Source organism: Micromonospora sp. WMMD975 (assembly GCF_029581215.1).
Taxonomy (GTDB): domain Bacteria; phylum Actinomycetota; class Actinomycetes; order Mycobacteriales; family Micromonosporaceae; genus Micromonospora.
The window spans coordinates 6710553-6731062 of the sequence record NZ_CP120739.1; the positions used below are offsets into that span (position 1 = coordinate 6710553).

At 73.2% G+C, this 20510-nt stretch carries 22 protein-coding genes; 18 read left to right on the forward strand and 4 right to left on the reverse strand.

Annotated features, from left to right (window positions below):
- Positions 1-172: 172 nt before the first annotated feature.
- The 4 genes from mfd to O7613_RS30350 are packed head-to-tail and all read left to right on the forward strand — an operon-like array spanning position 173 to position 7336.
- The gene (mfd, locus tag O7613_RS30335; RefSeq protein ID WP_282291233.1) at positions 173-3874 is read left to right on the forward strand and encodes a transcription-repair coupling factor; all 3702 of its coding nucleotides are present in this window, start codon (positions 173-175) and stop codon (positions 3872-3874) included.
- Between the two features lie 47 nt (positions 3875-3921).
- Positions 3922-4677, forward strand: coding sequence for a hypothetical protein (locus tag O7613_RS30340; RefSeq protein WP_281584925.1), 756 nt, complete (start codon positions 3922-3924; stop codon positions 4675-4677).
- The gene (locus O7613_RS30345) at positions 4674-5663 is read left to right on the forward strand and encodes a nucleoside triphosphate pyrophosphohydrolase (RefSeq protein WP_282291234.1); all 990 of its coding nucleotides are present in this window, start codon (positions 4674-4676) and stop codon (positions 5661-5663) included. The genes O7613_RS30340 and O7613_RS30345 overlap by 4 nt, the downstream gene beginning before the upstream one ends.
- A 53-nt stretch (positions 5664-5716) precedes the next feature.
- A complete protein-coding gene (locus O7613_RS30350) occupies positions 5717-7336 on the forward strand; it encodes a DUF885 domain-containing protein (protein WP_282291235.1) in 1620 nt (539 codons plus the stop codon).
- A gap of 4 nt (positions 7337-7340) precedes the next feature.
- Here O7613_RS30350 and O7613_RS30355 read toward each other — a convergent pair whose 3' ends face one another.
- On the reverse strand, positions 7341-8036 hold the full coding sequence (locus O7613_RS30355; RefSeq protein ID WP_282291238.1) for a hypothetical protein: 696 nt from the start codon (positions 8034-8036) through the stop codon (positions 7341-7343).
- A 212-nt stretch (positions 8037-8248) separates the two neighbouring features.
- Between O7613_RS30355 and eno the strand changes: the two genes are divergently transcribed.
- From eno to O7613_RS30380, 5 genes are all read left to right on the forward strand, one after another.
- Complete coding sequence (gene eno / locus O7613_RS30360; protein ID WP_282291239.1) at positions 8249-9532, forward strand: phosphopyruvate hydratase; 1284 nt, start codon at positions 8249-8251, stop codon at positions 9530-9532.
- A gap of 28 nt (positions 9533-9560) precedes the next feature.
- A complete protein-coding gene (locus tag O7613_RS30365) occupies positions 9561-10196 on the forward strand; it encodes a septum formation initiator family protein (RefSeq protein WP_281584920.1) in 636 nt (211 codons plus the stop codon).
- A 23-nt stretch (positions 10197-10219) separates the two neighbouring features.
- Complete coding sequence (locus tag O7613_RS30370) at positions 10220-10774, forward strand: DUF501 domain-containing protein (RefSeq protein WP_282291241.1); 555 nt, start codon at positions 10220-10222, stop codon at positions 10772-10774.
- Positions 10771-11283 (forward strand): amino-acid N-acetyltransferase, encoded by a 513-nt coding sequence (locus O7613_RS30375; protein ID WP_281584918.1) that lies wholly within the window; start codon positions 10771-10773, stop codon positions 11281-11283. The genes O7613_RS30370 and O7613_RS30375 overlap by 4 nt, the downstream gene beginning before the upstream one ends.
- A gap of 124 nt (positions 11284-11407) precedes the next feature.
- Positions 11408-12337, forward strand: a complete 930-nt coding sequence (locus tag O7613_RS30380; RefSeq protein WP_282294655.1) for a Ppx/GppA phosphatase family protein — start codon at positions 11408-11410, stop codon at positions 12335-12337.
- A gap of 79 nt (positions 12338-12416) precedes the next feature.
- Here the strand turns inward: O7613_RS30380 and O7613_RS30385 are convergent, their stop codons facing one another.
- Positions 12417-12596 (reverse strand): hypothetical protein, encoded by a 180-nt coding sequence (locus O7613_RS30385; protein WP_282294656.1) that lies wholly within the window; start codon positions 12594-12596, stop codon positions 12417-12419.
- Positions 12597-12696: 100 nt separating this feature from the next.
- On the opposite strand from O7613_RS30385, the gene O7613_RS30390 reads away from it, so the two are divergent.
- The 3 genes from O7613_RS30390 (at position 12697) to O7613_RS30400 (ending at position 14440) form a co-directional block, all read left to right on the forward strand.
- Positions 12697-13035: a hypothetical protein gene (locus O7613_RS30390; protein WP_282291242.1), complete on the forward strand. Its 339-nt coding sequence runs from the start codon at positions 12697-12699 to the stop codon at positions 13033-13035.
- 95 nt (positions 13036-13130) lie between these two features.
- On the forward strand, positions 13131-13463 hold the full coding sequence (locus tag O7613_RS30395) for a PadR family transcriptional regulator (protein WP_282291243.1): 333 nt from the start codon (positions 13131-13133) through the stop codon (positions 13461-13463).
- Positions 13460-14440: a hypothetical protein gene (locus tag O7613_RS30400; RefSeq protein WP_282291244.1), complete on the forward strand. Its 981-nt coding sequence runs from the start codon at positions 13460-13462 to the stop codon at positions 14438-14440. The genes O7613_RS30395 and O7613_RS30400 overlap by 4 nt, the downstream gene beginning before the upstream one ends.
- A gap of 49 nt (positions 14441-14489) precedes the next feature.
- On the opposite strand, the gene O7613_RS30405 is transcribed toward O7613_RS30400, so the two are convergent.
- Together O7613_RS30405 and O7613_RS30410 are read right to left on the reverse strand one after the other, a co-directional pair.
- A complete protein-coding gene (locus tag O7613_RS30405; RefSeq protein WP_282291245.1) occupies positions 14490-14807 on the reverse strand; it encodes a helix-turn-helix transcriptional regulator in 318 nt (105 codons plus the stop codon).
- Positions 14804-15169 carry a type II toxin-antitoxin system RelE/ParE family toxin gene (locus O7613_RS30410; protein ID WP_282291247.1) on the reverse strand — a complete coding sequence of 122 codons (366 nt, stop codon included), beginning with the start codon at positions 15167-15169 and terminating at the stop codon, positions 14804-14806. The genes O7613_RS30405 and O7613_RS30410 overlap by 4 nt, the downstream gene beginning before the upstream one ends.
- Positions 15170-15347: 178 nt before the next feature.
- On the opposite strand from O7613_RS30410, the gene O7613_RS30415 reads away from it, so the two are divergent.
- The 6 genes from O7613_RS30415 to O7613_RS30440 are packed head-to-tail and all read left to right on the forward strand — an operon-like array spanning position 15348 to position 20457.
- A complete protein-coding gene (locus O7613_RS30415; protein ID WP_281584914.1) occupies positions 15348-16043 on the forward strand; it encodes a dienelactone hydrolase family protein in 696 nt (231 codons plus the stop codon).
- A 19-nt stretch (positions 16044-16062) separates the two neighbouring features.
- Positions 16063-16776, forward strand: coding sequence for a uracil-DNA glycosylase (locus O7613_RS30420; protein ID WP_282294657.1), 714 nt, complete (start codon positions 16063-16065; stop codon positions 16774-16776).
- 18 nt (positions 16777-16794) lie between these two features.
- On the forward strand, positions 16795-17514 hold the full coding sequence (locus O7613_RS30425) for a DUF4129 domain-containing protein (RefSeq protein ID WP_281584913.1): 720 nt from the start codon (positions 16795-16797) through the stop codon (positions 17512-17514).
- Positions 17511-18095 (forward strand): hypothetical protein, encoded by a 585-nt coding sequence (locus O7613_RS30430; protein WP_281584912.1) that lies wholly within the window; start codon positions 17511-17513, stop codon positions 18093-18095. The genes O7613_RS30425 and O7613_RS30430 overlap by 4 nt, the downstream gene beginning before the upstream one ends.
- Positions 18095-19093, forward strand: coding sequence for a MoxR family ATPase (locus O7613_RS30435; protein ID WP_281584911.1), 999 nt, complete (start codon positions 18095-18097; stop codon positions 19091-19093). The genes O7613_RS30430 and O7613_RS30435 overlap by 1 nt, the downstream gene beginning before the upstream one ends.
- Positions 19093-20457, forward strand: coding sequence for a DUF58 domain-containing protein (locus O7613_RS30440; RefSeq protein WP_281584910.1), 1365 nt, complete (start codon positions 19093-19095; stop codon positions 20455-20457). Before O7613_RS30435 ends, O7613_RS30440 begins: the two co-directional genes overlap by 1 nt.
- Positions 20458-20510: the final 53 nt, after the last annotated feature.

Here is a 20510-nt window from a genome sequence, read left to right on the forward strand (position 1 = left end):
AAGAGTGCTTATCCGCGTGCCGGAGGCAACGCTTTCCGTGAATCAGCGCGCATCGTGCCGTGAGTCGACGCGCATCCGGGGGAGGTGTGGGAGGGGATAAGGTCGGGGGGTGCACCCCCCGTCCGGCTGGACGCGGGGTCGTCGTCGTGTCAAGCGCTGGAAGTGAATGCTGATGCTCACCGGACTCTTCGCCGCCGCCCTGGCCGACCCCGGGCTGGCCCGGGCGCGTGACCTGGCGCGCTCCGGTGCCGCCCAGGTCGACGGGCTCGACCTCACCGCCCCGGCCGCGCTGCGCCCGTTCGCCGTGGCCGCCGTCGCCGCCGACGAGCAGGGGGCCGGGCGGCCGGTGCTCGCGGTCACCGCCACCACCCGCGAGGCCGACGACCTGGTCTCCGCGCTTGGCAGCCTGCTGCCGCCGGAGCAGGTGGCGGTCTTCCCGTCCTGGGAGACGCTGCCGCACGAGCGGCTCTCGCCCCGCTCCGACACGGTCGGGCGGCGTCTCGCCGTGCTGCGCCGGCTGGCCCACCCCGACGCCGCCGACGCGCACGGGCGCACCGGGCCGCTGCGAGTGGTCGTGGCGCCGGTCCGGTCGCTGCTCCAGCCGCAGCTCAAGGGCCTCGGCGACCTGGAACCGGTACAGCTCGCCGCCGGCGAGGAGGCCGACCTGGAGGAGGTCGCCCGCCGGCTCACCGACATGGCGTACGCCCGGGTCGACCTGGTCACCAAGCGCGGCGAGTACGCCGTGCGCGGCGGCATCCTCGACGTCTTCCCGCCCACCGACGAGCACCCGTCCCGGGTCGAGTTCTGGGGCGACGAGGTGGAGGAGATCCGCACCTTCGCCGTCGCCGACCAGCGGACCATCGAAGGCGTACCGCAGCTCTGGGCGCCGCCCTGCCGCGAGCTGCTGCTGACCCCGGGCGTGCGGCAGCGGGCCGCCGCCCTCGCCGCCGAGCACCCCGAACTGGCCGAGATCCTCGACAAGCTGGCCGAGGGCATCCCGGTCGAGGGCATGGAGTCCCTCGCCCCGGCGCTCATCGGCGCCGACGCGCTGGAGCTGCTCGTCGACTGCATGCCGGCCGGCACCCACGTACTCCTCTGCGACCCGGAGCGGATCCGCACCCGAGCGCACGACCTGGTCCGTACCTCGGAGGAGTTCCTCCAGGCGAGCTGGGCCGCAGCCGCCGTCGGCGGCCAGGCCCCGGTCGACCTCGGCGCCGCCGCCTTCAAGACCCTGGCCGAGGTACGCACGCAAGCCCGCGCCCTGCGCCAGCCCTGGTGGACGCTCGCCCCGTTCGGCCTGGTCGAGGCCGACCCTCATTCGGTCCGGAGCGCCGGCTACCGGCGCGGAGGCCGAATTATGGTCGAAGAGGCCGCGCCGGCCCGGCAGCCGTGGGAGGACGCGCCGGCCGAGGTCGACGTCACGCCCGACGACGCCATCGCGGTGAGCCTGGCCGCCCAGCCGGCGCCGCTCTATCACGGCGAGACCGCCCGGGTGGTCGACGACCTGAAGCGCTGGGCCGGCGAGGGCTGGTCGATCGCGCTCGTCTTCGAGGGGCACGGTCCCGCCCAGCGGGCCGTCGAGGTGCTCCGCGACGCCGGCCTCGGCGCGCGGCTCACCGAGGAGGTGCCCACCGCGCCCGCCCCCGGCGAGCTGCTCGTCTCCTGCGGCTGCCTGACCGCCGGCTTCGTCGACGAGGCGTCCCGGTTCGTGCTGCTGACCGGCAACGACGTCACCGGCGGGCGGGGCACCTCCACCCGCGACATGCGCAGGATGCCCAGCCGACGGCGCAACACCATCGACCCGCTGGAGCTGCGGGCCGGCGACTTCGTGGTGCACGAGCAGCACGGCATCGGCCGGTACGTCGAGCTGGTGCAGCGCACCGTCAACGGCGCCAGCCGGGAATACCTGGTGATCGAGTACGCGGCGAGCAAGCGCGGCCAGCCCGGCGACCGCCTCTTCGTCCCCACCGACCAGCTCGACCAGCTCTCCCGCTACGTCGGCGGCGAGCAGCCCACGCTGCACAAGATGGGCGGCTCGGACTGGCAGAAGTCCAAGGCCCGGGCGCGCAAGGCGGTCCGCGAGATCGCCGCCCAGCTCATCCAGCTCTACGCCGCCCGCAAGGCGTCCAAGGGGCACAACTTCGGCCCGGACACCCCGTGGCAGCGGGAGCTTGAGGACGCGTTCCCCTGGCAGGAGACGCCGGACCAGATGGCCGCCATCGAGGAGGTCAAGCGGGACATGGAGCAGACCGTCCCGATGGACCGGCTGATCTGCGGCGACGTCGGCTACGGCAAGACCGAGATCGCGGTGCGGGCGGCGTTCAAGGCGGTGCAGGACGGCAAGCAGGTGGCCGTGCTGGTGCCCACCACGCTGCTGGTGCAGCAGCACTACAACACGTTCGCCGAGCGGATGAGCCAGTTCCCGGTGAACATCCGGCAGCTCTCCCGGTTCCAGACGCCGAAGGAGTCCGAGCGGACGCTGGAGATGGTCGCCGACGGCAGCGTCGACATCGTCATCGGCACCCACCGGCTGCTCCAGGCGGCCACCCGCTTCAAGCAGCTCGGGCTGGTCATCATCGACGAGGAGCAGCGCTTCGGCGTCGAGCACAAGGAGCACCTGAAGACGCTGCGCGCCTCGGTCGACGTGCTCGCCATGTCGGCCACCCCGATCCCACGGACGTTGGAGATGGCGATCACCGGCATCCGGGAGATGTCCACCATCGCCACCCCGCCGGAGGAACGGCACCCGGTGTTGACGTTCGTCGGGGCGTACGACGACCGGCAGGTCGCCGCGTCCATCCACCGCGAGCTGCTCCGCGACGGGCAGGTCTTCTACCTGCACAACCGGGTCGAGTCGATCGACAAGGCGGCCCGCCGGATCCGGGAGCTGGTGCCCGAGGCGCGGGTCGCGGTGGCGCACGGCCAGATGGGCGAGGAGGCGCTGGAGAAGGTGATGGTCGGCTTCTGGGAGAAGGAGTTCGACGTCCTGGTCTGCACCACGATCGTCGAGTCCGGCATCGACATCCCGAACGCCAACACGCTCATCGTCGAGCGCGCCGACCTGCTCGGCCTGGCCCAGTTGCACCAGATCCGGGGTCGGGTCGGCCGGGGCCGGGAGCGCGCGTACGCCTACTTCCTCTATCCGGCGGACAAGCCGCTCACCGAGAACGCGCACGAGCGGCTGGCCACCATCGCCCAGCACACCGAGCTGGGCGCCGGCATGTACGTGGCGATGAAGGACCTGGAGATCCGGGGCGCCGGCAACCTGCTCGGCGGCGAGCAGTCCGGCCACATCGAGGGCGTCGGCTTCGACCTGTACGTGCGGATGGTCGGCGAGGCGGTGTCGGCCTTCAAGGGCGAGAGCACCGAGTCCGACGCCTCGGCGGCCGACGTCCGCATTGATCTTCCGATCGACGCGCACCTGCCGCTCGACTACGTCGGGGTGGAGCGGCTGCGCCTGGAGATGTACCGCAAGCTCGCCGAGGCCCGCGACGCCGAACGGCTGCGCGAGGTGGTGGCCGAGATGACGGACCGCTACGGCGAGCCGCCCGTGCCGGTGCAGAACCTGGTCGCGGTGGCGAACTTCCGGCTGCTGGCCCGCCGCTACGGCCTGGCCGACGTGTCGATGCAGGGCAAGCATCTCCGGTTCAGTCCGTTGCCGTTGCCCGACTCGAAGCAGATGCGGCTCAAGCGCTACCACCCGGACTCGGTCTACAAGCAGGCGGCCGACCAGGTGAGCGTGCCCCGGCCGAGCACCCGCCGGATCGGCGGCGAGCCGCTGCGCGACCAGGCGCTGCTGGAGTGGTGCGCGCAGCTCCTCTCCGATGTTTTGGGCGAGCCGGCGGCGCAGCCGGCGGGGGCGGGGGCGCGGTGAGGTGGGCGGCGTCACAGCCGGATACGGGGCGTGAGAGAGTGACCGTCATGCGTGCTCGCCGTCTTGTCGCCGTCGCCAGCGTGGCGGTCGGCCTCGTCGCCCTCTCCGGTTGCCGTACCGAGCCCGGGGTCGCCGCCTACGTCGGCGACACCCGCGTCACCGAGGATCAGGTCACCTCGATCCTCGACGAGGTCCGGGACGGCCTGGCCAGCCAGCCGGCCACCGCACCGCAGGCCGATGCGCTGCTGCCGGCCCGGGACCAGGTGGTCGCCACCCTCGTGCTGTCGGACGTGTGCCGGGAACTCTCCGCCGACAAGGGCTACCAGCCGCAGGGCCAGGTGACCCCGGAGCAGGTCGCGGAGCAGACCGGCCTGCCCGCCGACGCGGCGTACCCGAAGAAGGTGGCCGAGTTCTACACCTGCATGTCCGGCCTGCCGGCCTCCGAGCAGGCCGCCCCCACGCCGGACGAGCTGGCCACGGTGATCTCCGCCGGCCGGGCCGCCGGCGCCATCCCGCCGGACGTCTCGGACGCCGACGCCGCCCGCCAGCTCGACGGCGAGCAGCTCCGCTCCGCTCTGGGCACCCGCAAGTCGCTCGCCGACGCCATCGGCGGGTACGACGTCTCGGTCAACCCGCGCTACCGCCCGCTGGCCTTCCCACTGCTCAGCTTCAAGGGCAACGTGCCGGCGGTGGCCGTGCCGCTGGGTGAGCCCGGTTCGTCGGTCACCGACGTCTCCACGCCGGAGCCGGACGCCGGCGAGTCGGTGCCGGTGGTCGACCCGTCGGCGGCGCCCGGAGCATGACCGCACGCATCGTCCTGCTGGTCACCTCGCCCCGGTTGCCGGCCGGCCTGCTGACGTCGGCCGCCTGGGACGCCGTACGCGCCGCCCCGGTCCTCACCGGCGCGGAGAGCGAGCTGACCCGGGCGGTCCGGACGGCGGGCGCCGAGGTGCGCGTGGTGACCGACGGCGCGACGCAGGCCCTGCTGGACGCCGCCGAGGCGCACGGCGGCGCGGTGTGGCTGGCCGGCCCGGCCGGCGACGAGGCGCTCGCCCGCGAGCTGGGGCTGCGGCTGGCCCGCCAGCCCGGGCTGGCCGAGTTGGAGCTGATGTACGGCTCCTGGGACCCGCCGGGCGCCCGGCTGCTCGACGCGGTCGAGGTGATGGACCGGCTGGCCTCGCCGGGTGGTGACCCGTGGAAGCGGGCGCAGACCCACCGCAGCCTGGCGGGTTTCCTGATCGAGGAGTGCTACGAGGCGTACGACGCGATAAGCGCCGACGACACCGACGCGCTCCGCGAGGAGCTGGGCGACGTGCTGCTCCAGGTGCTGCTGCACGCCCGGCTGGCCGAGGATCTGCCGGAGGGCGAGAGCTGGACCGTCGACGACGTGGCCGGCACCCTGGTCGACAAGATGGTGCGGCGCAACCCGCACGTGTTCTCCGGCGAGCAGGCCGGTTCGATCGAGGAGATCGAGGCGAACTGGGAGCGGATCAAGCGGGCCGAGAAGACCCGTGACTCGGTGCTCGACGGCGTCGCGTTGAGCCAGCCCGCGCTCGCCCTGGCCGCGAAGATCCTGGACCGCGCCGGTCGGGTCGGCCTGGCCGTGCCGCCGCCGCTCGCGCAGTCGCAGGTGGACCCGGAGGCGCGCCTCGGCGCGAGTCTGCTGGCCACGGTCGCCGCCGCCCGGCAGGCCGGCATCGACCCGGAGGCCGCACTGCGTCGCGCCGCGCTGGCGTACGCCGACGCGGTCCGCGCGGCCGAACGCGCCACCGGAGACCAGCCGACCTGACCCCCGAGTCCGGAGCCCTCGGGAACGTCGGGGTAGGTCGGTAGGGTTCGGGCATGGAAGCGTTCGTGCCGCTCGCGGAGCGGATCGTGGAAGCGTTGCTGGAGAGCCGGCCCGGGCTGGCCACCTCCGCCGGGGACCACCGCTACGACGACCGCCTGCCCGATCTCTCCGCCGACGCGCTCGCCGCCGACCGGGCGATGCTGAAGGACGCGGCCGACGCGCTCTCCGAGATCGACCCGGACGTGCTCGACGCCGACGAGAGCGTCGACCACGCGCTGCTCAGCGCCCTGGTCGACCGGGGGTTGTTCGAGGCGACCGAGATCCGCGGCCACGAGTGGGATCCGTTGCGGCACAACCCGGGGCCGCTGCTGCACGCGCTGCTGGCCCGGCCGTACGCGCCGGTCGAGGAACGGCTGGCGCACCTGGCCGGGCGTCTCGCCGCCGTACCGGACGCGTTGTCGACCGCACGCGCGACGCTGCGGGACATGCCGCGGGTCCATGCCGAGACGGCGGTCGGCCAGTTCGCCGGCACCGCCGCGCTGGTGCGCGACGAGGTGCCGGCGTTGCTCGCCGAGGCGCCGGCGCTGCGCGACCGGGTGGGGCCGGCGGCGACCGCGGCGATCGCCGCGCTCGACGAGTTCGTGGTGTGGCTGCGGGCCGGGTTGGCGGCCGACGCCGGCCCGGGGCGCGACCCGAGGCTGGGCCGGCGGCGCTGGGAGGCGCGGCTCTGGCACACGCTCGACACCGAGCTGGGCGCCGCCGAGGTGCAGCGCCGCGCGTGGGCCAACCTCGACCGGGTCACCGACGAGATCCGCGCGGCGGCCGTCGAGCTGGTCGGTGGTCCGGCCGACGACGAGACGGTACGCCGAGCGTTGGACCTGCTGGCCGCCGAGCACCCGGCCGACGCGACGATCGTGGACCTCGCCTCGGTGACGCTCGACGAGGCCGGTGACTTCGTCCGGCACCACGACCTGGTCGGCCTCGTCGACGACCCGTGTGTGATCCAGGAGATGCCGGAGTTCGCCCGGGGCGTGGCGGTGGCCTACTGCGACGCGCCGGGTCCGCTGGAGACGGCAGACCTGCCGACGTTCTACTGCATCGCGCCCACGCCGGCGGGCTGGCCGGCGCGGCGGGTCGAGTCGTTCTACCGGGAATACAACGACCACATGATCCGCAATCTGACCGTGCACGAGGCGATGCCCGGCCACTTCCTCCAGCTCGCCCACGCCCGGCGTTACGCCGGCCCGACCCGGGTGCGGGCGCTCACCGAGTCCGGCGTGTTCATCGAGGGCTGGGCGGTCTACGCCGAGGAGCTGATGGCCGGGCTCGGTTTCGGCGGGCTGCCGGTGCGGTTGCAGCAGCTCAAGATGCAGCTCCGGATGACCATCAACGCGCTGCTCGACCAGCTCGTGCACTGCGACGACCTGTCCGAGGCCGACGCGATGGCGTTGATGACCGGGCGCGGCTTCCAGGAGGAGGGGGAGGCGGCCGGCAAGTGGCGGCGGGCGTTGCTCACCTCCACCCAGCTTTCCACCTACTTCGTCGGCTACAGCGAGATGGCCGACATCGCCGCTTCCCGGCCGGACGGCGTGCCGGTGCGTGACTGGCACGACGCGATGCTGGCGCACAACTGCCCGCCGCCGCGCCACCTGCGCACCCTGCTGGGGGTGTGACGGGTCAGGACGTCTTCTTGGTGCGCCGGTCCACCACGCCGGCGCCGGGCGGCACGGCGAACGCGGACGGCTCGACCGTCTCGGTGTAGCGACTGAGCGTCACCTCGGCGGCCTTGCCGTCGAGCGTGCCGGTGAAGCTGCCGAGCACTCCCTCGGTGGTCACGCAGGCGGTGAAGCGTTCCCCGGCGCTCGTGACGTCGACGCATGTGGCGTGGTGCCCGGCCAGCGTGGTGTCGGTCTGCTTGATGGCCGCCTCCGGTTGCAGCGCCGCGTCGGTGAGCAGCCGGATCACCGCAGGCGGGGTGACCAGACCCTGCTTGCGCGCCTCGTCGTAGACGATCACCGACGGCTTGCCGGCGGTGAGCACCGGCGGGGACACGGTGCAGGAGGTGCGCCCGGCGGCGCTGGTGCACCGGGTCACCGCCTCCTGGGTCACCGTGATCTTGCCGCCCGACCAGGTGTAGGTGGAGCGCAGCGGATCCTTGGTCTGCGCGATCGACGCGGTTTGTCCCCCGGCGAGCTGGTAGTCGGCGGCCCAGGTCTGCTCCAGCGCCCGGTCCATCCGCGCGGCGAGGTCGTTGACCAGGTCGGCCCGCCCGAGCGCGACGCCCGCGCCGTCCAGGGCCTGGCAGCCGGTGACCGAGAGCGACGCGATGACCGAGGCGGCGAGCACGCGGAGTGTCGTCGAGGCGGCAGGCATGATGCCCAGCCTTGTCGATCGACGCAACCTCTCGCAAACCCGTTGCCGGTTGACGACCGGTAAAGCGGGAATGTCCGTCTCAGTGGCCGCCGTGGGGACCGCCCCGAGCGGCGTGCCGGAGGGCGGGGACCGATACGCTGCGTTCAACACCTGCCTCAGCCGCACCGTCGCGGCCCACACCGGACCGGTACACACAAACGAGGAGCGACTCAGTGGCAACCATCGAGGGAATCGTCGCCCGGGAGATCCTGGACTCGCGGGGCAACCCGACGGTCGAGGTCGAGGTCGGGCTCGACGACGGCACGATCGCCCGCGCCGCGGTGCCGTCCGGCGCCTCCACCGGCGCCTTCGAGGCGGTCGAGCTGCGCGACGGTGACAAGGGCCGTTACCTGGGCAAGGGTGTCGAGAAGGCGGTCGCCAACATCGAGGACCGGATCGTCGACCAGCTCATCGGCTACGAGGCGAGCGAGCAGCGGCTGATCGACCAGAAGATGATCGACATCGACGGCTCGGACAACAAGGGCGAGCTGGGCGCCAACGCCATCCTCGGCGTCTCGCTGGCCGTGGCGAAGGCCGCCGCCGGCAGCGCCGAGCTGAGCCTCTTCCGCTACCTGGGCGGCCCCAACGCGCACCTGCTCCCGGTGCCGATGATGAACATCCTCAACGGCGGCGCGCACGCCGACTCGAACGTCGACATCCAGGAGTTCATGATCGCGCCGATCGGCGCGCCGACGTTCCGGGACGCGGTGCGCTCCGGCGCCGAGGTCTACCACGCGCTGAAGTCGGTGCTGAAGAAGAAGGACCTGTCGACAGGTCTCGGCGACGAGGGCGGCTTCGCCCCCAACCTGCCCACGAATGCCGCCGCGCTGGACCTGATCGCCGAGGCGGTGGAGAAGGCCGGCTACCGGCTGGGCACCGACGTCGTCTTCGCGCTCGACGTGGCCGCCACCGAGTTCTTCGACAACGGCACCTACACGTTCGAGGGCAGCGCCAAGAGCGCCGAGGAGATGAGCAACTACTACACCAAGCTCGCCGGCGACTACCCGATCGTGTCCATCGAGGACCCGCTCGCCGAGGACGACTGGAGCGGCTGGGCCACCCTGACCGCCGCGCTCGGCGACCGGATCCAGATCGTCGGCGACGACCTGTTCGTGACCAACCCGCAGCGCATCGCCCGGGGCATCGCCGAGCGGTCCGCCAACGCGGTGCTGGTCAAGGTCAACCAGATCGGCTCGCTCACCGAGACGCTCGACGCCGTGGACCTGGCGCACCGGGCCGGCTTCAAGTGCATGATGAGCCACCGTTCCGGCGAGACCGAGGACACCACCATCGCCGACCTGGCGGTCGCCACCGGCTGCGGCCAGATCAAGACCGGCGCGCCGGCCCGCTCCGACCGGGTGGCCAAGTACAACCAGCTCCTGCGGATCGAGGAGGAGTTGGGCGACGCGGCGCGGTACGCCGGCGCGGGCGCGTTCCCGCGCTACCGTTCGGCCTGAGGCAGCGCTCCGGGGAGGGGTGTGACCGATGCAGCAGCGCCGCACACCGGGCGGCCAGCGGCCCGTCCGCCGGCCGGGACAGGCCGGTCGGGCGGGCGGTGCCCGGGTCCGGTCGACGGCCCGTGACGGCGGCGTCCGCGCCGAGTCGCGTGCCGCCGGCCGGTCACCCGGCGCACCCCGGGCCGCCGACGGCGTACGCTCCGCGAGCCGCCCGGCCGCGGCCCGGCGTACCGCCGCCGGTGGCACGGTCAAGCGGCTCACCGCACCCCAACCCCGGCGCTTCACCGGGCGCGCCACAGTGCTGTTCGCGGTGCTGATCGCGCTCGCCCTGGCGTACACCTATCCGGTCCGGGTCTATCTGGACCAGCAGGCCGACATCGAGCGGATGGAGGCGTCCCAGGCCGAGCAGCGGAGGCTGATCGAGCGCCTCACCGCCGAGGCGGCCAAGTGGAAGGACGACGCCTACGTCGAGACCAAGGCGCGGGAACGCTTCTTCATGATCCGGCCGGGTGAGACGGCGCTCGTGGTGCTGCGGGACGCCGAGGGCGCCGCCCGGGACGCCGGCAAGGGCGCGAAGCCGGGGGCGCCGGCGTCGCCCGAGCCGTGGTACGACACCCTGTGGTCGAGCGTGCAGGCGGCGAACGCCGAGCGTCCCGACAAGTGAGCGACCGAGGAAGGCGTGACCCGTTGAACGTCGTACCACCGCAGGATCCGGCGGCGGACTCCGTACCCCCGCCGGAGCGCCAGCCGGCCACCGAGGCCGACCTGGCCGCGGTGGGCGCGCAGCTCGGACGCACGCCGCGCGGCACCCGGGCGGTGGCCCACAGGTGCCCGTGCGGCCTGCCCGACGTGGTGGAGACGACGCCCCGGCTGGCCGACGGCACGCCGTTCCCGACGCTGTTCTATCTGACCTGCCCGCGTGCCACCGCGGCGTGCAGCCGGCTGGAGTCGGCCGGGCTGATGAAGGAGATGGCCGACCGGCTCGCCGCGGACCCGGAGCTGGCCGCCCGCTACCGGGCCGCGCACGAGGACTATCTGGCCCGCCGGGAGGCGATCGGCGAGGTGCCGGAGATCGCCGGCATCTCCGCCGGTGGGATGCCCGGCCGGGTGAAGTGCCTGCACGTGCACCTGGGCCACGCGCTCGGCGCCGGGCCGGGGGTCAACCCGCTCGGCGACGAGACGCTGGCGCTGGTGGAGAAGTGGTGGGCCGCCGGCCCCTGCGTGGACGTCCCCACACCGTGACCACCGTCGAGCAGGTCACGATCCGCCGCGCCCGGACCGCCGACGTACGCGGCATCCGCCGGCTGGTGGACACCTACACCGACGACCGGCGGCTGCTCAGCAAGGCCACCGTCACGCTCTACGAGGACGTGCAGGAGTTCCGGGTGGCGGTGACGCCGGACGGGACGGTGGTCGGCTGCGGCGCGCTGCACGTCATGTGGGAGGACCTGGCCGAGATCCGCACCGTGGCGGTGGACCCGTCCTGCCGGGGGCACCGGCTCGGGCACCGGATCGTCGGCGAGCTGATCGACGCGGCGCGGGAGCTGGGCGTCGCCCGGATCTTCGTGCTCACGTTCGAGACCGGCTTCTTCGGCGCGTTCGGCTTCCGCGAGATCGACGGCGCCCCGGTCCCGCAGCCCGTCTACGAGCAGCTCCTGCGCTCCTACGACGAAGGTGTCGCCGAGTTCCTCGACCTGGAACGGGTCAAGCCCAACACCCTCGGCAACACCCGCATGCTGCTGCGCCTCTGACCCCGCGCCCCCTCTGCGGTGATCATGAAGTTGACGGCGTCCGCTGTCCGGTTTGTCGCCGCCAGCTTCATGATCGCCGACGGCCGGCGGCACCTGTCGTAGGGTGGGCGGCGTGAGCGCGCGCGTGGGGGCCATCGACTGCGGGACCAACTCGATCCGACTGCTGATCGCCGACCTGCCGGATCCGTCCGCCGGGCCGTCGGCGCCGCTCGTGGACGTCAGCCGGCGGATGGAGATCGTGCGGCTGGGCCAGGGCGTGGACCGCACCGGCAGGCTCGCGCCCGAGGCGATCGAGCGGACCCGGGCGGCGCTCGCCGACTACGCCGCCGAGATCGAAAAGGCGGGCGTCGACCGGGTGCGGATGTGCGCCACCTCGGCCTCCCGCGACGCCTCCAACGCCGACGACTTCCGGACCATGGTCGAGCGGACGCTCGGCGTACCGCCGGAGGTGGTGACCGGCGACGAGGAGGCCCGACTCTCGTTCACCGGCGCGGTGCGCGGCCTGCCCGCCGACGCCGAACCGCCGTACCTGGTGGTCGACATCGGTGGCGGCTCCACCGAGTTCGTGGTCGGCACCCGCTCCGATGGCGTAGGCGGGGCGATCTCGGTGGACATCGGCTGCGTCCGGATGACCGAACGGCACCTGCACGGCGACCCGCCCGGCCCGGCCGAGATCGCCGCCGCCGAGGCGGACATCGCGGCGGCGGTGGACCGGGCGCTCGCCGCCGTGCCCGGCCGGGAGGCCGCCACGCTCGTCGGGCTCGCCGGTTCGGTCACCACAGTGGTCGCCCTGGCCGAAGGGCTCCGGGAGTATGACCCGCACCGTATCCACCACGCCCGGGTGCCGTACGCCCGGGTGGCGTCGGTGACCGCCTACCTGCTCGGCGCCACCCGGGAGCAGCGGCTGGCCGAGCCGGTGATGCACCCCGGTCGGGCGGACGTGATCGGCGCCGGCGCGCTGGTGCTGCGCATCATCATGGAGCGGGCCGGCATGCCGTCGGTGGTCGCCTCCGAACACGACATCCTCGACGGCATCGCCTGGAGCCTCGCGTAGCCCTGCCAGGACGCCAGGAGATCTTGGAAGGAAAGTGCCCCTGGAGGGGCCGTTTCGCTCCAAGATCTCGGGTGGCGATTCAGTCCGTCGACAGGTCGGGTCGGTGCTCCCGCACCCACTTCTCAACGTCCGACTTCCGCCAGATCTGGCCCATCTTGAGCACCTGGTAAGGGGCGGGGAAGTCACGCCGGGAGGCGACCACCGACGCACGGGCGCGCGAGACGCCACCGAGCATGTCTCGGATCTCGGCGATTCCCACGAACTCGAGCACACCTTGACGGTAGGTACCGCCGATTGTTTGACGATCGATAACAGCGATGGGGGTTGACGATCGCTAACAACGTGAGCACGATCGGGGGATGAGTGTGCCGAATGTGTCCCCCGTACCCGATCGCGGTCGCCGGGTCGTGCGACCGCACCTGCCGATGCGGCCGTGCTGGCTCTGTCGGGTGTGCGCGGGCCCCTGGCCGTGCCAGCCGGCCCGCCTCTTGCTGCTGATGGACTACCGGCGGGACCGCGTCGCCCTGTCGATCTACATGGCGGCCTGCCTGTTCGACGCCACCGCCGACCTGCTCCGACAGAACCCGAACCCGCAGGACCTGTTCGACCGCTTCGTCGGCTGGACCGCCCACCCCCCAGCTCCGGTGATCAAGGAGTTTGCGTCGGATCCACCGCCACCGCCGACACAAACTCCTTGATCAACGGCGGCGGGGCGGCGGGGTGGCGGGGCGGGGGAGGGGAGGGGGTGCGGTGTTCTTGACGGTATTCTGTAATGCGCACTAGTGTGCACAGTGTGGATACTACGCAACTCCTCAAGGGTGTCCTCGATCTCGCCGTGCTCGCCGTGCTCAAGGACGAGGACGGCTACGGCTACGACATCCTCCGCCGGCTGCGCGACGCCGGCCTGACCGAGGTCGGCGACGCCTCGGTCTACGGCACCCTGCGCCGGCTCTTCGCGGGCGGACTGCTGACCACCTACGTGGTGCCGAGCGAATCCGGGCCGCACCGCAAGTACTACTCGTTGAACGCCGCCGGGCGGGACCAGCTCACCCGCTCCGGCAAGACCTGGCGCTCGTTCGCCACCACCATGGACGCACTGCTCGACGATCGGGGGATGGCGGCATGACCGTCACTGGGCAGGAGATCACGGACTACGTCGACCGGGTGCGGGCCGCGCTCGCCGACCTCCCGCCGACGCTCCGGGACGAGTTGACCGAGGACCTTCCGGAACACCTCGCCGAGGTGGCCGCCGAGGCCGACGGCACGCTCGTCGACCGGCTCGGCACGCCGGAGGCGTACGCGGCCGAGCTGCGCGCCGCCGCCGGCGCCGGGGAGGGGCAGCGACCGGCGCGCTTCCACCGCCTGGCCGAGGTGCGGGAGCAGGCGGTCACCCAGTTGCGCCTGATGGACCGCCAGCTCGGCCCGGTGCTCGGGCACGAGACGGTGAGCGACTTCCTGCGCCCGCTACGCCCGGCCTGGTGGCTGGTGCGCGGCTGGCTGGCCGCCCTGCTCGTGGCCGCGATGACGGACGGGCAGGTCGGGCTGGTGCCGCGGCTCGGCACCAATACCTCCGCCGGGTTGCTGGTGCTCATCGGCGCGGTCGTCGCGTCGGTGTGGTGGGGCCACCGTTCCGCCGGCCTCGCCGGGTGGCCGCGACGGCTGCACCACCTGGGCACCGCCGCGCTGCTGTTGTTCTCGGTCGCCGTGCTCGCCGAGGTGGACCAGCGCGCCGGCGGCGGCAACCCCGCCGACTACGAGCAGGTGGCGGTGGATCGCCGGTACGACCGGATCGAGGACGTCTTCGTCTACGACCAGCAGGGGCGGCTGATCCGCGACGCCCAGCTCTTCGACCAGAACGGGGTGCCGATCCGCCTCGGCTGGCCGAACTGCCTCGACTCGTCCGGTGCCGTGCCCGCGCCGCGCAACGCCTACCCGTACTGCCCGGAGTCGGCCCCGTTCGGGCCGGCGGTCCCGCCCGCACCGGCACCTACGCGCACCGACATGCCCGCGTCGACCGCGAGCGCCACGCCCACGGCGACACCCACGCCCGGCCCCGGCGTTTCGACGGAGTCGCAGGCGCCGACTCCGACACCAACCAGCTGACCGCCGCGGTCGCCCCCACCATCGCTCAGGTAGCGGGGTGGGGGCGACTTCATGCGATGGCCGCGATGTCGCCGTCGTCGAAGTAGATCGCCTGGTGAAGTCGACCCCCCAGCGCGGCGGCGAACCGGGCCACGACCTCGTGGCCGGCGATTTTCCCCTGTTCGATCTGCGAAACCCGCCCCTTCGTGACGCCCATGCGGTCGGCCACCTGCTGCTGGGTCAGCCCGCGGGCGCGACGCACCTCGGCGAGACGATGACCAATGACTTCGGCAAGAAGTTGCTGTTTGCCCGCCTCGACCGCCTCCTCGCCGCCGGCTCGGGCGACGTGATCGGCACGGATGTCCTGCCACCGGGAGTAGTCGCTCATGCCTTCCTCTCCTCCTCTCGTGCCCGATCTTTGAGGTAGAGCTCGTAGCGCTGTTCGGCGACCGGAATGGCTTCGTGATACCACGTCTTCCATCGACCGGATTTGTCGCCGGCCACTAGGAGGACGCTCGAACGCCACGGGTCGAACGCAAAGAGGATACGTACGCTGCCGGGCCGGAGTTCCTTCAAGTTGGCCATCGACGAACCGCGGATGGTGTCCACCAGCGGCCGTCCGAGTCCGGGGCCGAGTTCCGCGAGGAGATCGATCGATTGAACTACCCGGGCGTAGGTGTTGGCGTCCAACGTGTCGATCCAATGCCGCACCTCGTCGACGAGGTAGACGTCCCACTCACCCACCACCATACGACTGAGTTTAGCAATCACTATACCAAGCTGCTGACACTTGCCCGGCGGGTTGGCAGGAGGTGAATGCCACTGTTGTTCCGTCTTCCCCGGGCCCATGATCGCGTGGCACGCTACCGGCACGTGACACCCAACTGTGCGACCAGCCAACGTTGACTGACCGCTAGGAGGACGGCCCATGGGCGAAATGGTGAGCTTCACCGGCAACGGGGGAACGAGCGAGGGGTATCTCGCGATACCCTCCGGCGGTGCGGCCAGCCCGGCGGTCATCGTCATCCAGGACTGGTGGGGGCTGGTGCCCCACGTCCGGGCCGTGGTCGACCGGTTCGCCGAGGCCGGCTTCGTCGCCCTCGCGCCCGACTTCCGGCACGGCGGGCCGGCGGTCAAGCCGACCGAGCCCCGGCAGATGTTGAACAGCACGCAGATGGACGAGGCGGCGAGCGACATCGCCGCCGCCGCCGAATACCTCGCCAACCGGCCCGAGGTCGCCGGCAAGGTGGGCTGCGCCGGGTTCTGCGCGGGCGCCAGCCTGGCCCTGTGGTCCGGCACGTCCTCCGAGCGGATCGTCGCCACCGCCGGCTTCTACCCGCGGCTGCCCTGGGAGGGCATGCCCGCCGACAGCGACGACTGGGCCGGTTACGCCGGCAAGGCCGCCCTCATCCACTGCTCCGAGGCGGACGGCCTGTCCGCCGCCGACGGGGTGCAGGGCGTACGCCGGTCCATCGAGGCAGCCGGCGGCACCTGCCAGACGTTCGACTACCCGGGCACCGCGCACGCCTTCTTCAACGAGGACCGGCCGGAGCACTTCGACCAGCGGGCCGCCGCCACCGCGTGGGCCCGCACGCTGGAACTGTTCCGGGCGAAGCTTGGCTGAGTCGCGTACCCCCGAGGAGGTGGTCGCCCGCGCGGCGCGGGCGACCGACCTGGCCGACCTCGACGGCGCGGTCAGCGACTGCTTCGCCTGCCCCCGACTGGTGGCGTGGCGCGAGGAGGTGGCCCGGGTCAAGCGGGCCGCGTTCCGCGACCAGGGCTACTGGGGGCGTCCGGTCCCCGGCCTCGGCCCGCCGGACGCGCGGATCGCGATCCTCGGCCTGGCGCCGGCCGCGCACGGCGGCAACCGCACCGGCCGGATCTTCACCGGGGACCGCTCCGGTGACGTCCTCTTCGCCGCGCTGCACCGGGCCGGGCTGGCCAACCAGCCGACGAGCGTCGCCGCCGACGACGGCCTGACGCTGCGGGACACCCGCATCTTCGCCGCCGTGCGCTGCGCGCCGCCGGACAACAAACCCACCCCGGCCGAGCGGGACACCTGCGCGCCGTGGCTGCACCGCGAGGTCGAGTTGGTACGCCCCACGCTGCGCGTCGTGGTCGCCCTCGGCGCGTTCGCGTGGGCCGCGTGGTGGCCGGTGCTACGCCAGGTGTACGGACAGCGCCCGCCCACACCGCGACCGGCGTTCGGGCATGGGGCACACTGGTCCGGCGAGTCCGTGCCGGCGGTGCTCGGCTGCTATCACGTCAGCCAACAGAACACGTTCACCGGCCGGCTCACGCCCTCGATGCTGGACGACGTGTTCACCCGGGCGAAGCACCTGTCCGGGGTGGACTGACACACCTGAGGCGGTGGAATGGATTTCGGCGTGCTGCGCAGGTGGTGGCCGGTCGCGGCGGTGGCGGCCCTGCTCGCGGTCGCCGCGCTCGCCGCCGGTCACTCCGCCATCGGGGCCAGCCGGATCCCGCCCGGCGTCCCGTACGCGCCGAAATATCCGTCGCCCGAGGCGGTGCCCTCGATCCGGATCGAGCCTCGGGAAGTGGGCGAGCCCTCCTCGGGCGGAGTGCCCGACTGGCTGGGCACCGCCGCCGTGGCGCTGCTGTCCGCGATCGTGTTGGCCGGTGTCGGCTACGCGCTGTGGAGCATCGTCCGCACCCTGCCGCGCCGCCGGACCCGCGCGGTGGCGACGAGGCGCACCCGGCGTACCGCCGAGGGCACCGCGCGCGAGGTGGTGGCGGCCCTGGACGCCGGCCTGGAGGAACTGGACGACAGGTCCACCGACCCGCGGACCGCGGTCATCGCCTGCTGGGTGCGGCTGGAGGAGGCCGCCGAGGACGCCGGTGTGCCCCGGCAGACCGGGGACACCCCGACCGACCTGGTCAGCCGGCTGCTGCGCGGCGACCCGGCGGCCGGCATCCCGGCGATCGCCAGCGCCGATGTGCTGGACGGCTTCGCACACGTCTACCGGGAGGCCCGCTACGCCACCCACGCGGTCGACGAGCGCATGCGGGACCAGGCCCGGGCCGCGCTGCGGCGGCTGCGGGGCGAGCTGACAAGCGTGGCGGGTCCGGTATGAGCACCAGCATCGACGATCTGCTCGGCTCCGCCGAGGAGCCGGCCCGGGACGCGGAACGGCCCTCCGGCGGTCGGGCGCGGATGCTGCTGCGGACCGCCGCGATCACCGCCGCCGTGGTGGTGGTGATCGTGGTCGGCCTGCGCGCGGTCGGCCTGCGCGTGCCGATCTGGATCATCGTGGCGGGTGTGCTCGCGGTGCTCGCCGTCCGCCGGGTCACCGCCGCGCTCTCACCCCCGCCGCCGCCCCGCGCCGGTGTCCGCAGCTCCGCCGGCGGGGAGGAGCCGGGCACCTGGAACTGGTCCGCCCGGGACGCGCTGCGGACCGCCATCAACGGCTGGGAACGACCGCTCGACTGGTGCTCCGACAACCGGGAACGGTTCACCGAGCGGGTGCTGCCCCGCCTGGGCGAATTGGCCGACGAGCGGCTGCGCCAGCGGCACGGCGTGACCCGCGAGTCCGACCCGGCTCGCGCACGTGCCCTGCTCGGCGAGCCGCTCTGGACGTTCCTCGGCACCCCCGCCCGCCGCCCCCCGACGCCGCGCGACCTCGCGGCGATCGTCGCCGAACTGGAGAAACTCTGATGAACGACGTGGACCGGAGCATGCCCCCCGCCGAGGTGGGCCGGCTCGCCCGGGCCGTCCTGGACGCGGTCGGCACCGTCGTGGTCGGCAAGCGCGACGCGCTGGAACTGGTGCTGGCGGGCATCCTCGCCGGCGGCCACGTGCTGCTGGAGGACCTGCCCGGCCTGGGCAAGACACTCACCGCGCGGTGCTTCGCGCAGGCGCTCGGGCTTGACTTCCGCCGGCTCCAGTTCACCCCCGACCTGCTGCCCGCCGACGTCACCGGCTCCTTCCTCTACGACCAGAGCAGCGGCGACTTCTCCTTCCGGGCCGGCCCGCTCTTCACCAACCTGCTGCTCGCCGACGAGATCAACCGGACGCCGCCGAAGACCCAGTCGGCGCTGCTGGAGGCGATGCAGGAGAAGCAGGTCTCGGTGGAGGGCGTGACCTACCGGCTGGACGAGCCGTTCCACGTGCTCGCCACCGCCAACCCGATCGAATACGAGGGCACCTACCCGCTGCCCGAGGCGCAGCTCGACCGGTTCCTGCTGCGCGTCTCCTTCGGCTACCCGACGCACGACGAGGAGTGGGACGTGCTGCGCCGGCGGATCGCCCGCCGCCGCGAGGAGGCCGAGATCAAGCCGGTGGTGGACGCCGGCACGCTACGCGCCATGCAGGCCGCGCTCGAGGACGTGGTCGTCGAGGACTCGATCGGCCGGTACATCGTGTCGCTCACCGCGGCCACCCGGGAACACCCGTCGGTGCTCGTCGGCGCGTCGCCGCGCGGCTCGCTGGCGCTGCTGCTGCTGTCCCGCACGCGCGCGGTGCTCGCCAACCGGGACTACGTGGTGCCGGAGGACGTGAAGGCGGTGGCCGCGCCCGCGCTGGCGCACCGGATCACGCTGCGGCCGGAGATGTGGCTGCGCCGGGTGGACCCGGCGTTCGTCGTCGGTGAGGTGCTCGAGTCGACGCCCGCCCCGGCCAGCGGCGCGCTGCCCAGCTACGCCGCCGGGCGCTGATGGACGCGCGGGCCGAGCCGGCGGGGGGCTGGGCGCCCACCTGGGCGCTCGGCCGGGCCGTGCTGCTCACCGGCGTGCTGATCGTCGCGGCCGTGCTGCTCGGCCGGATCGACCTGGTGGTGCTGGCCACGCCGTTCGCGCTCGGCACCGCGTACGCGCTGCGCCGCCGCCCAGCCGTTCAACCCGAGCTGGAGCTGAGCGTCGGGGACACCCACCTGGTCGAGGGCGCGCCGATGGCCGCCACGGTGGCGGTCGCCAACCCGGACCTGATCGGGTACGACATGGCGGTGGTGCGGACCCGGATGTCCCCGTGGCTGCGGGTGGAACAGGTCGGCTTCGGTGGCGCCGCGGTGGACGTGAGCCGCTCCGGCGGCGCGGACCGGCCGTTCGTCACCTCCGTCCCCCCGGGCAGCGCGGTCGACCTGGAACTGACCGGCGCCGCGCTGCGCTGGGGCCGGCACCCGGTCGGCCCGGCCGGTGTCCGGGTCGCCGCCGCCGACGGGCTGCTCGTCTCCCGGGCGGTGATCACCGACGCGATCCGGGCCCGGGTCTATCCGCGCACCGAGCCGTTCGACGCGGTCGAGGCGATGCCCCGGGCCGCCGGGCTGGTCGGCGGGCACCGGTCCCGGCGGCCGGGGGAGAGCGGCGAGCTGGCCGGCGTACGCGTCTTCGCGCCCGGGGACCGGCTGCGCCGGATCGACTGGCGGGTGTCGTTGCGGGCCCGCCAACTGCACGTCGCGGCCACCCTCTCCGACCGGGACGCCGAGGTGGTGGTGTTGCTGGACGTGCTGGCCGAGGCGGGCCGGTCCGGCGGCGTACGCGGACCGGCGTCGGTGCTCGACACCACCGTCCGGGCCGCCGCCGCGATCGCCGAGCACTACCTGCACCGGGGCGACCGGGTGGCGCTGCTGGAGTACGGTCCGGCCGCCCGGCGACTGCGCCCGGCCACCGGCCGGCGGCAATACCTGACGGTGCTGGAGTGGCTGCTCGACGTGCACGCCGAGTCCTCCCCGCACGAGCCGTACGACCAGGTGTTCGGCCCGCAGGTGCTCTCCTCGGACGCGCTCGTGGTGGTGCTCACGCCGCTGCTCGACGAACGGTCGGCGCAGATGCTCGCCCGACTGGCGCGTGGTGGCCGGTTCGTGGTCGCGGTGGACACGCTGCCGGCCGAGCTGCCCGTGCCGAAGGACCGGGGCTGGGCCGAGGTGGCGTACCGGCTGTGGCGGCTGGACCGGGACACGATGATCGGCCAGCTCCGCGAGCACGGCGTGCCGGTGGTGCGGTGGGCCGGCGCGGGCAGCCTGGACGAGGTGCTGCGCGACGTGGCCCGCCTGGCCACCGCCCCCCGGGTGGGGGGCCGGTGAGCGCGAGGAACGCAGCGGAGCGGAGTCCCGCAGTCGCGAACGAAGGGCGGGCA